12 protein-coding genes are annotated in these 13,805 nt (G+C 69.7%); 7 read left to right on the forward strand and 5 right to left on the reverse strand.

Annotated elements, in window-relative coordinates; all coding sequences use genetic code 11:
- Window positions 1-7: 7 nt before the first annotated feature.
- The 5 genes from FFS49_RS28140 to FFS49_RS28160 all read left to right on the forward strand — a co-directional run bounded on the left by FFS49_RS28140 (window position 8) and on the right by FFS49_RS28160 (window position 4,528).
- A complete protein-coding gene (locus FFS49_RS28140; RefSeq protein WP_071334919.1) occupies window positions 8-943 on the forward strand; it encodes a branched-chain amino acid ABC transporter permease in 936 nt (311 codons plus the stop codon).
- Window positions 936-2,165, forward strand: coding sequence for a branched-chain amino acid ABC transporter permease (locus FFS49_RS28145; RefSeq protein ID WP_105816824.1), 1,230 nt, complete (start codon window positions 936-938; stop codon window positions 2,163-2,165). Before FFS49_RS28140 ends, FFS49_RS28145 begins: the two co-directional genes overlap by 8 nt.
- Window positions 2,162-2,914 carry an ABC transporter ATP-binding protein gene (locus FFS49_RS28150; protein ID WP_105816823.1) on the forward strand — a complete coding sequence of 251 codons (753 nt, stop codon included), beginning with the start codon at window positions 2,162-2,164 and terminating at the stop codon, window positions 2,912-2,914. Before FFS49_RS28145 ends, FFS49_RS28150 begins: the two co-directional genes overlap by 4 nt.
- On the forward strand, window positions 2,911-3,615 hold the full coding sequence (locus FFS49_RS28155; RefSeq protein ID WP_105816822.1) for an ABC transporter ATP-binding protein: 705 nt from the start codon (window positions 2,911-2,913) through the stop codon (window positions 3,613-3,615). The genes FFS49_RS28150 and FFS49_RS28155 overlap by 4 nt, the downstream gene beginning before the upstream one ends.
- A gap of 166 nt (window positions 3,616-3,781) precedes the next feature.
- Entirely contained in the window at window positions 3,782-4,528 is a 747-nt protein-coding gene (locus FFS49_RS28160; protein WP_039347419.1) for a glucose 1-dehydrogenase, read from the forward strand.
- Between the two features lie 53 nt (window positions 4,529-4,581).
- Here the strand turns inward: FFS49_RS28160 and FFS49_RS28165 are convergent, their stop codons facing one another.
- From FFS49_RS28165 to iolC, 5 genes are all read right to left on the reverse strand, one after another.
- Window positions 4,582-5,076, reverse strand: a complete 495-nt coding sequence (locus FFS49_RS28165; RefSeq protein ID WP_105816821.1) for a heme-degrading domain-containing protein — start codon at window positions 5,074-5,076, stop codon at window positions 4,582-4,584.
- Between the two features lie 82 nt (window positions 5,077-5,158).
- Window positions 5,159-5,974, reverse strand: a complete 816-nt coding sequence (gene iolB, locus FFS49_RS28170; protein ID WP_105816820.1) for a 5-deoxy-glucuronate isomerase — start codon at window positions 5,972-5,974, stop codon at window positions 5,159-5,161.
- Between the two features lie 60 nt (window positions 5,975-6,034).
- Window positions 6,035-6,964, reverse strand: coding sequence for a myo-inosose-2 dehydratase (gene iolE, locus FFS49_RS28175; RefSeq protein WP_105816819.1), 930 nt, complete (start codon window positions 6,962-6,964; stop codon window positions 6,035-6,037).
- 61 nt (window positions 6,965-7,025) lie between these two features.
- Window positions 7,026-8,909 (reverse strand): 3D-(3,5/4)-trihydroxycyclohexane-1,2-dione acylhydrolase (decyclizing), encoded by a 1,884-nt coding sequence (gene iolD / locus FFS49_RS28180; RefSeq protein WP_105816818.1) that lies wholly within the window; start codon window positions 8,907-8,909, stop codon window positions 7,026-7,028.
- 40 nt (window positions 8,910-8,949) lie between these two features.
- Entirely contained in the window at window positions 8,950-10,908 is a 1,959-nt protein-coding gene (gene iolC / locus FFS49_RS28185; protein WP_105816817.1) for a 5-dehydro-2-deoxygluconokinase, read from the reverse strand.
- A 317-nt stretch (window positions 10,909-11,225) separates the two neighbouring features.
- Between iolC and FFS49_RS28190 the strand changes: the two genes are divergently transcribed.
- Together FFS49_RS28190 and FFS49_RS28195 are read left to right on the forward strand one after the other, a co-directional pair.
- The gene (locus FFS49_RS28190) at window positions 11,226-12,152 is read left to right on the forward strand and encodes a sugar ABC transporter substrate-binding protein (protein WP_039347403.1); all 927 of its coding nucleotides are present in this window, start codon (window positions 11,226-11,228) and stop codon (window positions 12,150-12,152) included.
- Between the two features lie 68 nt (window positions 12,153-12,220).
- The gene (locus tag FFS49_RS28195) at window positions 12,221-13,804 is read left to right on the forward strand and encodes a sugar ABC transporter ATP-binding protein (protein WP_105816816.1); all 1,584 of its coding nucleotides are present in this window, start codon (window positions 12,221-12,223) and stop codon (window positions 13,802-13,804) included.
- Window position 13,805 lies beyond the last annotated feature (1 nt).

Consider the following 13,805-nt stretch of genomic DNA (forward strand, 5'->3'; position numbering starts at 1 on the left):
CCGCGCGGTGCACGCGTTCGCGCTCCAGGCCTTCAACGGCCTCAGCTACGGCCTGCTGCTGTTCATGCTGTCGGCCGGACTCACGCTGATCTTCAGCGTGCAGGGCGTGCTCAATTTCGCGCATGCGAGCTTCTACATGCTCGGCGCGTACGTCGGCTACAGCATCGCGGCCGGCGCGGGTTTCTGGCCCGCGCTGGTGCTCGCGCCGCTCGCGGTCGGGCTGCTCGGCGCCGGCTGCGAGCGCACGTTGCTGCGCCGCGTGCAGGCGCGCGGCCATACGAGCGAACTGCTGCTGACCTTCGGCCTCGCGTACTTGATCGGCGAGGGCGCGAAACTGGTGTGGGGCCTCGCGCCGCTGCCGGCGCCCGTGCCGGCGCTGTTCGACGGCGCGCCCGTGACCGTATTCGGCCTCGCGCTGCCGCGCTACCGGCTGTTCATGATGGGGATGTCCACGGCGATGCTGGTCGCGCTCGGCGCGCTGCTGCGCGCGTCGCGCATCGGGCTCGTCGTGCGCGCGGCGCTCACGCACCGCGCGGCCGTCGAGGCGCTCGGCTACGACGTGCCGCGCGTGATGACGGCGCTGTTCGGCGCGGGCACCGCGCTCGCGGCGCTGGCCGGCGTGATCGGCGCGCCGCTCGCGGTGATCGAGCCCGCGCTGGCCGAAACCGTCGGGTCGGTCGTGTTCGCGGTCGTCGTGATCGGCGGGCTCGGCTCGCTCGGCGGCGCGTTCGCGGCGTCGCTCGCGGTCGGCTTCGCGCAGACCTTCGCGGCCGCGAGCGACACGTCGCTGCGCGACCTCACGGAATGGGCCGGCATCGCGCTGCCCGACAGCGTGGCCGCGGTGTCGATCGCGCAGCTGGCGCCGCTGGTGCCGTACCTGCTGCTCGTCGCGGTGCTGGTCGCGCGGCCGCGCGGGCTGTTCGGCGAGCGTGCCGATGCGTAGCCGCACGCTCGCCGGCGTCGTGCGCTGGTCCCTGTTCTCGGCATGCGTCGTGCTGCCCGCGTGGCTGTGGCCGCATGGCGCGGTGCTCGGCTATCTCGCGCAGACGGCCGCGCTCGTCGTGCTCGCGCTGTCGTACAACCTGCAGCTCGGCACGACCGGGCTGCTGTCGTTCGGGCACGCGGCGTTCGCGGGCCTCGGCGCGTTCGCGGCCGCGCACTGGTTCAACCACGTCGGCGGCCCGCTGCCGCTGTTGCCGCTCGTCGGCGGCGTGGCCGGCGCCGGTTTCGGCTTCGCCGCCGGGCTGCTCGCGACGCGCCGCTCGGGCACCGCGTTCGCGATGATCACGCTCGGGCTCGGCGAATGCGTCGCGGCCGCCGCGTGGAGCGTGCCGGCCTGGTTCGGCGGGATCGGCGGCGTGCCGATCGACCGCGCGAGCGGCACGCCGTGGGGCGCCTGGCATTTCGGCGCACCTGTCCACGCGTATGCGGTGATCGCCGCGTGGTGTCTCGCATCGGCGTGGGCGATGCACGCACTGACACGCACGCCGCTCGCGCGGCTCGCGAATGCGGTGCGCGACAACCCGGTGCGCGTCGCCGCGCTCGGGTCCGATCCGCGCCGCGTGCGGCTCGCGATGGTCACCTGCGCGTCGTTCTTCGCCGGCGTCGCCGGCACGCTGACGCTGATCGACGTCGAAATCGCGACGCCCGACAGCGTATCGATGGCGCGTTCGGCGACCGTGCTGATCGCCGCGGTGATCGGCGGCACCGGTGCGTTCTTCGGGCCGGCGGCCGGGGCCGCCGTCCTCACGGTGCTGAGCATCGTCGTCGCGGGCGTGTCGCGTGCGTGGGCGCTGTATCTCGGCGTGCTGTTCGTCGTGATCGTCGTGGCGGCGCCGCGCGGGATCGCCGGGATCGTGCAAGCGCTCGCGCATGCGTTGCGGCGCGGCGCGCCGGCGGCCGAGCGGTGGCGCATGCTGTGCGCGGTCGGTGCGTGGGTGTTCTGGGGCGTCGCGCTCGTCTGCGCGGCCGAGCTCGGCTATGCGTGGCGCTTCGCGCAGGACGACGGCGCGGGCTTCGCGTTCGGCGCCTGGAGCATCGACGCCGATACGCCGGCCGGCTGGGCCGTCGCGTGCTCCGCGTTCGGCATCGGGACGCTGCTGTGGGGCTGGCGCGCGCGGCTCGTGCCGGGCGGGCCGGCCGGCAAGCGGGAGGACGGGCGATGAACGGCAACGCGATCGCGCTGCACGGCGTGGTGCAGCGCTTCGGCGCGCAGACGGTGCTCGACGGCGTCGAGCTGAGCATCGCGGCCGGCGAGCGTCATGCGCTGATCGGGCCGAACGGCGCGGGCAAGTCGACGCTGTTCGGCGTGATCGCCGGCGCGGTGCGGCCGACGCGCGGGCGCGTCGTGCTGCACGGCGTCGAGCTGCGCGGGCGCGGGCCGGTCGTCGCGAGCCGGCTCGGCATCGGCCGCAGTTTCCAGCAGACGAGCGCGTTCGCGCGGCTGACCGTGTTCGACAACCTGCGCTGCGCGGCGCTGCATGCACCGGCCGAACGGCGGCGCTGGTGGAACCGGCTGCGCGAATCGGCATCGGTCGATCTCGCGGCCGCTCGCGTGCTGCACGACATCGGCCTCGATGCGCACCGCGACACGCTCGCCGGCGAACTGAGCTATGCGGAACAGCGCGCGCTCGATCTCGGGATCGCACTCGCGAGCGGCGCGCGCACGCTGCTGCTCGACGAGCCGACGGCCGGCATGAGCCGCGCGCAGGCGGCGCGGATGATCGCGCTGATTCGTGCGACGACGCTGGGGCGCACGGTCCTGCTGATCGAACACGACATGGATGCGGTGTTCGGCTTCGCCGAACGCATCACGGTGCTCGTGCGCGGCACGGTGGTCGCGACCGGCGCGCCGGATGCGATCCGCACCGATCCGGCCGTGCGGGCCGCCTATCTGGGCGAGGGCGGCCCATGAGCGCGTTGCTCGACATTCGCGACCTGCGCGCGTGGTACGGCCTGCAACCCGTGCTCGACGGCGTCGATCTCGCGCTCGCGCCGGGCGAGACGCTCGCGCTGCTCGGCCGCAACGGCTCGGGGCGCTCGACGCTCGCGAAGGCCGTGATGGGGCTCGTGCGCACGGCCGGCTCGGTGCGCATCGGCGGCGCCGAATGCGTGGGCGCGCGCACGTTCGAGATCGCGCGGCGCGGCGTCGCTTACGTCGCTGAAAGCCGCGACGTGTTCCCGCTGCTGACGGTGCGCGACAACCTGCGGCTCGGATTGCGCGGCGTCGGCGGCGCGGCCGAACGCACGGCGCTCGAACGGCTGTTCGACCGCTTTCCGTTGCTGGCCGCGCGCGCGGACGTGAAAGCGGGGCGGCTGTCGGGCGGCGAGCAGCAGGTGCTCGCGCTGGTGCGGGCGCTGGCCGGCCGCCCGCGCGTGCTGATCGTCGACGAACCGGCGGAAGGCCTCGCGCCGCTCGCGGTCGACGAAGTCGGTGCATGCCTCGCCGCGTTGCAGGCTGACGGCGTCGCGATCGTGCTGATCGAGCAGCGGCTGCAGTTCGCGCCGCGGCTCGCGCGGCGCGTCGCGGTAATGGGGCGCGGGCGGATCGTCTACGACGGTGCGCTCGACGGCCTGGGCGGCGACGTCGCGAACGCATGGCTGAGCGCCGGCTGACGGCGCGCGAGCGATTGTTCGGAAAACGCTGCCAGTCAATTCGTGGCGAGCCGCTTTATCGCCGCCATGCCGCACCGTAAATTGCCGGTCATACCGGTTGCACATCGACTCAACAACCCGGCAGCCGGCACCCTCCATCGAAAGTCTTGGACTGAGGAATGAAATCATGAGCAAGCTGGCAAACAAAGTCGCGATCGTCACGGGCGGCTCGAAGGGCATCGGCGCGGCGATCGCGAAGGCACTGGCCGCGGAAGGCGCGTCGGTCGTCGTGAACTACGCGAGCAGCAAGGCGGGCGCCGATGCGGTCGTGAGCGCGATCGTCGAAGCCGGCGGCCGCGCGGTCGCGGTCGGTGGCGACGTGTCGAAGGCAGCCGACGCGCAACGCATCGTCGATACCGCGATCGACACGTATGGCCGTCTCGACGTGCTCGTCAACAATTCCGGCGTGTATGAATTCGCGCCGATCGAAGCGATCACCGAAGAGCACTACCGCCGGCAGTTCGACACGAACGTGTTCGGCGTGCTGCTGACCACGCAGGCAGCGGTCAAGCATCTCGGCGAAGGCGCGAGCATCATCAACATCAGCTCGGTCGTGACCAGCATCACGCCGCCGGCCAGCGCCGTGTACAGCGGCACCAAGGGTGCGGTCGACGCGATCACCGGCGTGCTCGCGCTCGAACTCGGCCCGCGCAAGATTCGCGTGAACGCGATCAACCCGGGGATGATCGTGACCGAGGGCGCGCACAGTGCGGGGATCATCGGCTCCGATCTCGAAAAGCAGGTGCGCAGCCAGACGCCGCTCGGCCGCCTCGGCGAGCCGGACGACATCGCGTCGGTGGCCGTGTTCCTCGCATCGGACGATGCGCGCTGGATGACCGGCGAGCACCTCGTCGTGAGCGGCGGGTTGAACTGATCCGGCAAGGGCGGTGCAGCGGCGCGCGTGCGCCGATGGTGCCGCCCGTCACGTTACGCGTGCATCGCGAGCGCGTAGCGGCCGACGTGCCACTGCAGGCTCTCGACGACGAGCGCGTGATTCCGTTCCGAGTCGAGCCCCGCGATCGTCATCGCACCGACGATGCCGGCGCCGGCGATCCGCAACGGCACGCCGCCGCCGTCGAGCGCATAGTCGTCGTCCGACAGTCCCTGCGACTGCAGCGACCAGCCGGCGCGGCGAAAGCGCTCGCCGACCGCGAGCGAACTGAGGCCGAAGCGCAATACCGTGTTCTGCCGCCGGCGGATCGCGTCGCTGTCGCCGGCGGCGCTGCCGTCGAGCGCGCAGTAGAACAGCGGCGCCTGCTCGCCGACGATGCTCACCGCGATCGGCAGCCCGCGGCGCGACGCAAGGTTGACGGCGATTTCACCCATCCGGCGGGCGACCGCCGCATCGAAGCGCGGCAACGCCGGGCTCGACGCGTCGTCGTCGAAGGGGTGGGGTTCGAGGCGAAAGAAGGTCGTCACCATGGCGGCTCCGTGGCGTTGCCGGCGCTGGGTGCGCGCGCCGGGCGTCGCATCGTCACGGGCCGCGCGCGGGCCCGCGTGTCCATCACTGCTTCGGTGCGTCTAGCATCCACTCGTGCGCGGGATCGTTCTTGAACGCCCACGCGCGGCTCGGCCCGGCCATCACGTTCAGGTAGTACAGGTTGTAGCCGTGCGGCGCGACCACCGGGTGGTAGCCGCGCGGCACCATCACGACGTCGTGGTCCTCGACCGCGCACGCTTCGTCGAGGCTGCGGTCGTCCGTGTACACGCGCTGGAACGCGAAACCCTGCGGCGGATCGATCCGGTGGTAATAGGTTTCCTCCAGCGACGTTTCGTCAGGCGCCGCGTCGCGGTCGTGCTTGTGCGGCGGATAGCTGCTCGAATGGCTGGCCGGCGTGACGACCTCGACCACGAGCAGCCGGTCGGCCGCCGGGTTGTCGCCCATCAGGATGTCGCACACGTAGCGCGTGTTGGTGCCTTGCCCGCGTACCGAGCGGCGCATCCGCTCGCCGTCGAGGCGTTGCACGGGCTTGTCGCCGCTCGCGTACGGCGCGGTGCACAGCGCGACTTCCGCATCGCGCGTCGCGACCAGCGTGACCGTCTTGCCGCCCGGCACGTACAGCGCGTCCGGCGACACGTCCTCGAACACGCTGTCGCGTTTGCCGAGCGCGTCGTAGGTTTTACCGTCGACCTCCGCGCGTGCCGTGCCGGTGAGCACGACGACGCACAGTTCGCGCGCGCCGGTGTCGAGCGTTTCGGTGTCGCCGGCCTTCAGGCGCAGCGCGCGGAAGCCGACGTGCTTCCAGCCGGCCGACTCGGGCGTGACGTTGCAGATCTCGCGGTCGGCAGAAGCTTTGACCAGCAGGGGAGAAATCGTCATGGGGTGGGGCTCCGTATCAGGGTAGGGCTCACGCGTTCATGCGTTCGCGCGTTCGCGCGTTCACGCGCTCAACCGGTCGACGATCGCGCGCAGCGATTCGTAACCCTTCTTCGCATACGCATAGCTCGGCGCGACGGCCGGATCCTGCTCGGCCTCGACGACGAGCCAGCCTTCGTAGCCGGCGTCCTTCAGCGTGCGCAGCGTCGCCTCGTAGTCGAGCGCGCCGTCGCCCGGCACCGTGAAGGTGCCGTTGATCACGCCGTTCAGGAAGCTCCAGCCGTCGTTGCGCGCCTGCGTGACGACCTGCGGCCGCACGTCCTTGCAATGCACGTGAACCACGCGCGACACATGCTTCTTCAGCAGCGCGACCGGGTCGGCCGCACCGCCGAAATACGCGTGGCCGGTGTCGAACAGCAGGAACACCTTCGCCGGGTCGGTCAGCGCCATCAGCCGGTCGACGTCGTCGGGCGACTCGACGTACGCGCCCATGTGGTGATGGTAGGCAAGCTTGATCCCGTACGTGTCGAGCAGGTGCGCGCCGAGCGCGTCGAGGCGCGCCGCGTAGCGCCGCCAGGCCTCGGCGTCGACGAAGCGCGGGCGCTTCGCGACCGGCGTGTCGATGTTGCCCTGGATCGTGCCCGCGCATTCGCCGTAGACCACCACCTTCACGTCGTTGACCTGCAGCTTCGTCATGTGCGCGCGGCAGCGCTCGATCTCGGCGGCGACCGCATCGGCGTCGCTCGTGCCCGGTTCGACCTCGGCAAGGAATCCCGAATACCAGCCGGACACGCACACAAGGCCGAACTCGGCGAGCTTCGCCTTCAGCTCGGGGCCCGTCTTCGGAAACTTGTTGCCGAGCTCGAAGCCCGCGTAGCCGATTTCGGCGCCTTCCTTCAGCGCCGTTTCGAGCGGCGTCTCGCCGCCGAGCGACGGCAGGTCGTCGTTCATCCACGACAGGGGATTGATACCGATGCGGACGTTCCAGCTCATGACGTGTTTCCTGGGTTCGAATGTTGTTGTTTCGGCGCGGCCGATGGAAAGGGTGGGCGGATCAGCGCCGCTGCCGGGTCTTCGCATCGAGATACGCGCGGTGCGCGGCATCGACGCCGGCGCGTTCGGATACTTGCGGCACCGCGACTTCCCACCATGCGCCGCCGTCATCGGTCGTGCGCCGGTGCGTGGTGTCGATCACGAGCACCTGGCTCTTCTTCGCCGCGCGGGCGCGCTTCATCTCGCTGCGCAGTTCGCCGATGTCGCGCACGTGCACGGCTTCGGCGCCCATCGCGCGCGCATGCATCGCGAAATCGATCGTCGAGCGCTCGCCGCCTTCCGGCACGCAGTCGTCGAGCATGTTGTTGAAGCTCGCACCGCCGCAATTCAGCTGCAGCCGCTCGATGCAGCCGTAGCCGCGGTTGTCGAGGATCACGACGATGATCTTGCGGCCGAGCATCACGGACGTCGCGAGTTCCGCGTTGAGCATCATGTACGAGCCGTCGCCGACGATCACGATCACTTCGCGTTCGGGCCGCGCGAGCTTCGCGCCGAGTCCGCCCGCGACCTCGTAGCCCATGCACGAGTACGCGTAGTCCATGTGGTAGTTGCCCGGCACGCCGCTGCGCCACAGCTTGTGCAGCTCGGCCGGCAGCGTGCCGGCCGCGCACACGACGAGGTCGTCGCGCGCGCTGTCGCGGCCCGCGTCGGCCGCGGAGTCGCGCACCGCGCCGATCACTTCCGCGTCGTACGGGAGCGTGTCCTTCGGCACGCGCGTCGTGAGTTCGGTCACGCGCGCGTTCCATGCGGCGGCCTGGTCGCGGTTGCTTGCGGTCCACACCGGATCGGCTTGCCAGCCGGCCAGGGCGGCCGACAGCTGGCCGAGGCCCGTGCGCGCATCGGCCACCAGTTGGCGGCCGCGCTTCTTGCCCGCATCGAACGGCTGCACGTTCAGGCTCAACAGCGTCGCGTTGCCGTAGAGCGCATGCGAGCCGGTCGTGAAGTCCTGCAACCGCGTGCCGACCGCGAACACCACGTCGGCCTGCGCGGCCGCGCGGTTCGCGGCAGGCGAGCCCGTCACGCCGATCGACCCGAGATTCAGCGGATGGTCCCACGCGAGGCTGCCCTTGCCGGCCTGCGATTCGGCGACCGGCACGCCGTGCGTATCGGCGAACGCGCGCAGCGCATCCCACGCCTGGCTGTACAGCACGCCGCCGCCCGCAACGATCAGCGGCTTCTTCGCGGCCTTCAGCACGTCGAGCGCATCGGCGAGTTCGAGCGCGTCGGCCGGCGGCCGGCGCATCCGGATCACCGGCGGCGCGAAGAAATCCTCGGGCCAGTCGTACGCGAAGGTCTGCACGTCCTGCGGCAACGCGAGGCACACGGGGCCGCACTGTGCGGGATCGGTCATCACCTGGATCGCGCGCGGCAGCGCGACGAGCAACTGCTCGGGCGACGTGATCCGGTCGAAGTAGCGCGTCACCGGCCGGAAGCAGTCGTTCGCGCTGACGTCGCCCTGTTCGAAATCCTCGACCTGCTGCAGCACGGGGTCGGGCAGCCGCGACACGAACACGTCGCCGGGCAGCAACAGCAACGGCAAGCGGCCGACGTGCGCGAGCGCGGCGGAGGTCAGCATGTTGGTCGCGCCGGGGCCGATGCTCGACGTCGCGGCCATCATCCGCTGACGGAAATTCGCTTTCGCGAACGCGACGGCCGCATTGGCCATCCCTTGCTCGTTGTGCGCGCGAAAGGTCGGCAGCCGGTCTTTTTCCGCGTGCAGCGCCTCGCCGAGCCCGGCCACGTTGCCGTGGCCGAAGATCGCGAACACGCCGCCGCAGTACGGCAGGATCCCGGTGCGGCCGTCGGGCTGGACGACTTCGGCGCGCAGGGCGGCCAGGTAGCGCACGAGCGCCTGGCTGACGGTCAGTCTCACGGTAGAGGTCATGTCGGTCGGTGAAGAGGAGGGGGGCATCGCAGGCATCACGTCAGGCCGCGTCGGCGCGGGCAGCCGCGGCACGGCGGCCGAGCCATGCGTCGACCAGCTGCGCGAAGTTGCCGGCGACTTCGTCGATCAGCGCCTGGTCGTCGATCCGGCCGGCGAACCAGTTCAGCGATGCATCGGCCCACAGCGTGCGCCCGACCATGAAGCCCTTGACGATCGGGTTGGTCGCCGAGCGGAAGCTGTCGACGAGGTATTGCAGCGGCTGGTTCAGCCCGAGGATCACCGCGCCGCGGCAATACGGGTCGCGCTCGGCGATCAGCGCGGCGAGCCGCGTCCAGCCGTCGGCGGTGAGCGGCGTGAGCTTCCACCATTCGGGCTTCACGCCGAGGTTGTAGAAGCGCGCGATCGTGCGCAGCACCGCGTCGTCCTCGGTGCCGGCCGGCGTGACCGCGCGCGGCGGAATCATTTCCAGCAGCAGTTCGTTGCCGCTGGCGCGCGTCGCTTCCCACAGTTCCAGCACCCGCTGCTCCTGTTCGACGCGCAGGTCGACCGGGTCGTCCGGGTGATAGTGCACGAGGCACTTCACGACCTGTTCGGTCGGCCAGTGCGTGAGCGACGAGCCGACCGAGCGCGTTTCGTCGAAACGCAGCGGCCGCGAGCCGGGCAGCTCGACCGGGCGGCCGACCCACCAGCCGCGCCCGGTCGCCGACGCGAGCGCGTCGCTGCCGTAGCCGCCGCCGTCGATCAGCACGCCGACGTGGCCCTCGATATGACGATCGCGCTCGACCTGTTCGACCGCGCGCACGAGCAGGCGCTTCAATGTCTTGATCCGCGCTTCGTCCGCGCCGGCCTGCACCGCGAGTTCGTAGAACTGGCTGCGATGGTCGAACGCCATCACGCACAGATCGTCCCATTCGCGGCGCGGCACCGTCACGCGATGCAGGTGCGCGAGCGTGTGGTCGGCGTCGACCACCGGGTTGCGGCTGCCGTCGAACCAGTGGGCAAGCTCGGCCGGCGTCGGCATCGCGGCGGAGCACGCATGGCGCGACACGACGATCGCGCCGCATGCATTCGCGATGCGCGTCGATTCGGCCCAGTCGCGCCCGCGCAGCAGCCCCGACAGCAGGCCCGACAGGAACGCGTCGCCCGCGCCGAGCACGTTGAGCACCTCGACGCGTTCGCCGAGGAAGGTCGGCGCATCGTCGATGCGCTCGGGAATCTCGCCTTCGATCACGCAGCAGCCGAGCGCGCCGCGCTTGACGACCAGCGTCGCGTTCGTGATCTCGCGTACCGCCTGCAACGAGCCGATCACGTCGTGCGGCACGCCGCCCGCGATCAGGAACTCCTCCTCGGTGCCGACCAGCAGGTCGAATTCGCCGAGCGCCTGCTGCAATTGCCGCGTCACCTGCGCGTCCGGCACGTAGCGGTTTTCGCCCGCGCCGCGCGCGGTCAGCCCCCACAGCACCGGCCGGTAGTCGATGTCGAGGATCCGCACGACGCCATGGCGGCGCGCATAGCCGAGCGCGGTCAGCGACGCCTCGCGCGTGCCCGGCGTCGACAAATGCGTGCCGGTGATCGCGAGCGCGCGGCAGCCGGCGATGAAGTCCTCGCTGATCTCGTCGGCGCGCACGGCCATGTCCGCGCAGTTCTCGCGCACGAACAGCAGCGGGAACGTGTCGCGATCCTTCAGCCCGAGCAGCACCAGCGCGGTGAGGCGCTCGCGGTCGGTCTGCAGCTGGCTCGTGTCGCAGCCTTCACGCTCGAGCGTCTCGCGCAGGAAGCGGCCCATCTGTTCGTCGCCGACGCGCGAGATCATCGCGGTCTTCAGCCCGAGCCGGGCCACGCCGAACGCGACGTTGCCGGACGAGCCGCCGAGATACATCTGGAAACTGCGCGCGTCTTCCAGGCGGCTGCCGTACTGCTGCGCATAGAGATCCACGGCCACGCGGCCGAGGCAGGCGAGATCGATGGGGCGGTCACTCGGAAAGTTCAGCAGGCTCATATCACGTGTCACGCTCGCGGCCGGCGTTCGGCGATGCCGGCAGATTAGGGGACCGAACCTCTGGCGGCGATCCGCCCCGTGTGCTGCACGACGCGGGGCTGCCTGCCGCAAGGAATCGGGCTACGGAACGGAGTCTAGACTTTTTGGAAATCCAGTTCCCTAGGTGAAATCACGTAGAAATAAATTTCCAAATTTTCGAGGAAGTGATCTACAGTTCCATCCGGATGCTTCAGTCCCGATCGGACCAGATCGGACTCGGCCCGGCGGCGCGCAACGCGCCGTCTTCCGCCCCCCGGAGATGAGGAGACAGATTGATCATGAAGACCAAGCTGATGGCCGTCGCGGCCGCCGCGATCCTGGCAGCGCCGCTCGCGCATGCCGAGAAGATCGGTGTGACGATGGCGTCGTTCGACGATACGTTCCTGACCATCCTGCGCAACAGCATCGCCGATTCGGCGAAGAAGGACGGTGCGACGGCGCAGATCGAGGACGGCGGCAACGACGTCGGCAAGCAGTTGAGCCAGGTCCAGAACATGATCGCGCAGAAGGTCGACGCGATCATCGTGAATCCGGTCGATACCGACGCGACGCCGAAGATCACGAAGATGGTGACCGCGGCGAAGATTCCGCTCATCTACGTGAACCGCAAGCCGGTCGATTTCGACAAGCTGCCGGCCGGCGTCGCGGTCGTCGCCTCCGACGAAAAGCAGTCGGGCACGCTGCAGGCGCGCCAGGTGTGCAAGCTGCTCGGCGGCAAGGGTGACCTCCTCGTGCTGATGGGCGAGCTGTCCAACGAATCGGCGCGCGCCCGCACCAAGGACATCGAGGACGTGATCGCGACGAAGGATTGCTCGGGCATGAAGATCGTCGACAAGCGCGAAGGCAAGTGGAGCCGCACGCAGGGCCAGGACATCACGATGAACTGGCTGAGCTCCGGCACGAAGTTCGACGCGATCGTCTCGAACAACGACGAGATGGCGATCGGCGCGATCAACGCGCTGAAGGCCGCGCGCAAGCTCACGCCGAAGACGGTCGTCGCCGGCATCGACGCGACGCCGGACGGGCTGGCCGCGATGAAGGCCGGCGAGCTGAAGGTGTCCGTGTACCAGAACGCATCCGGCCAGGGGCAGCAGGCCGTCGCGGCTGCGCTCAAGCTCGCGAAGAAGCAGCCCGTCGACCGCTACGTGAACGTGCCGTTCGAGCTCGTGACGCCCGAGAACATGAACCAGTACGCGAAGCACTGACCGGTGATCCGTTGAACTGCGCGAACCCGGCGCGACCGGGTTCGCGCGCGACTTGTCGAGGAACGTCCATGTTTACAGCCAGAGTCGCGCGCCCGATGGCCGGCGACGATGCGCGGGCCGCTTCGTCCGGCTCGACCGGCGTGTCGGCCCCGCCGGCTTCTTCCGCGGCCGACTGCGTGCTCGAAGTGCGCGGCGTCGGCAAGTCCTTTCCGGGCGTCGTCGCGCTCGACGGCGTGCAGTTCCGCGTGCGTCGCGGCACCGTCCATGCGCTGATGGGCGAGAACGGCGCGGGCAAGTCGACGCTGATGAAGATCATCGCGGGCGTCTACACGCCCGACCAGGGCGAGATCCTGATCAACGGCGAACCGGTCATGCTGAACGGCCCGCTCGACGCGCTCGACCGCGGCATCGCGATGATCCACCAGGAACTCAACCTGATGCCGTACATGACGGTCGCGGAGAACATCTGGATCCGCCGCGAACCGAAGAACCGCTTCGGGCTGATCGATCACGCCGCGCTGCGCCGCCAGACGGCCGAGCTGTTCGAGCGGCTGTCGATCGACATCGATCCGGAAACCGACGTGCGCACGCTGACGGTCGCGAGCCGGCAGATGGTCGAGATCGCGAAGGCCGTGTCGTTCGACTCGGACGTGCTGATCATGGACGAGCCCACCTCCGCGCTGACCGACAAGGAAGTCACGCACCTGTTCCGGATCATTCGCCAGCTGCGCGAGCAGGGCAAGGGCATCGTCTACATCACGCACAAGATGAACGAGCTGTTCGAGATCGCCGACGAGTTCTCGGTGTTCCGCGACGGCAAGTACATCGGCACGCATGCATCGAGCGACGTCACGCGCGACGACATCATCCGCATGATGGTCGGGCGCGAGATCACGCAGATGTTCCCGAAGGAGGAGGTGCCGATCGGCGAGGTCGTGCTGTCGGTGAAGAACCTCGGCGTCGACGGCGTGTTCCGCGACGTGAGCTTCGAGCTGCGCGCGGGCGAGATCCTCGGCGTGGCCGGCCTCGTCGGCTCGGGGCGCTCGAACGTCGCGGAGGCGCTGTTCGGCGTCGTGCCGGCCACGTCGGGCGAGATCCGCATCGACGGCAAGCCGGTGCGCATCACGACGCCCGCGCAGGCGATGAAGCACGGGATGGCGTTCCTCACCGAGGATCGCAAGGACACCGGCTGCTTCCTGAATCTCGACCTGCTCGCCAACATGGAAGCCGCGGTGCTCAGCCACCGCTACGTGAAGTTCAATTTCGTGCGGCAGGCGCAGCTGAAGCGCGACTGCGAGGAAATGAGCCGGATGCTGCGCGTGAAGTCGCCCGGGCTGCACGAGGAAATCCAGAACCTGTCGGGCGGCAACCAGCAGAAGGTGCTGATCGGCCGGTGGCTCCTCACGCAGCCGCGCATCCTGATCCTCGACGAACCGACGCGCGGCATCGACGTCGGCGCGAAGGCCGAGATCCACCGGCTCGTCAGCGCACTCGCCGGCAAGGGCGTCGCGGTGCTGATGATCTCGTCGGAGATGCCGGAAGTGCTGGGAATGAGCGATCGCGTGATGGTGATGCACGAAGGGCGCATGACCGGCATCGTCGATCGCAAGGACGCCGACCAGGTCCGCATCATGGATCTCGCGTCGCGCTGAG

It is taken from the genome of Burkholderia sp. 4NA327C6 (assembly GCF_005502655.1).
GTDB classification, from domain to species: domain Bacteria; phylum Pseudomonadota; class Gammaproteobacteria; order Burkholderiales; family Burkholderiaceae; genus Burkholderia; species Burkholderia contaminans.

Coding starts and splice junctions, on each gene's coding strand:
- iolE (WP_105816819.1), bottom strand. CDS start 6,964: ATGAGCTGGAACGTCCGCATCGGTATCAATCCCCTGTCGTGGATGAAC.
- FFS49_RS28160 (WP_039347419.1), top strand. CDS start 3,782: ATGAGCAAGCTGGCAAACAAAGTCGCGATCGTCACGGGCGGCTCGAAG.
- FFS49_RS28190 (WP_039347403.1), top strand. CDS start 11,226: ATGAAGACCAAGCTGATGGCCGTCGCGGCCGCCGCGATCCTGGCAGCG.
- iolB (WP_105816820.1), bottom strand. CDS start 5,974: ATGACGATTTCTCCCCTGCTGGTCAAAGCTTCTGCCGACCGCGAGATC.
- FFS49_RS28145 (WP_105816824.1), top strand. CDS start 936: ATGCGTAGCCGCACGCTCGCCGGCGTCGTGCGCTGGTCCCTGTTCTCG.
- iolD (WP_105816818.1), bottom strand. CDS start 8,909: ATGACCTCTACCGTGAGACTGACCGTCAGCCAGGCGCTCGTGCGCTAC.
- iolC (WP_105816817.1), bottom strand. CDS start 10,908: ATGAGCCTGCTGAACTTTCCGAGTGACCGCCCCATCGATCTCGCCTGC.
- FFS49_RS28195 (WP_105816816.1), top strand. CDS start 12,221: ATGTTTACAGCCAGAGTCGCGCGCCCGATGGCCGGCGACGATGCGCGG.
- FFS49_RS28155 (WP_105816822.1), top strand. CDS start 2,911: ATGAGCGCGTTGCTCGACATTCGCGACCTGCGCGCGTGGTACGGCCTG.
- FFS49_RS28150 (WP_105816823.1), top strand. CDS start 2,162: ATGAACGGCAACGCGATCGCGCTGCACGGCGTGGTGCAGCGCTTCGGC.
- FFS49_RS28165 (WP_105816821.1), bottom strand. CDS start 5,076: ATGGTGACGACCTTCTTTCGCCTCGAACCCCACCCCTTCGACGACGAC.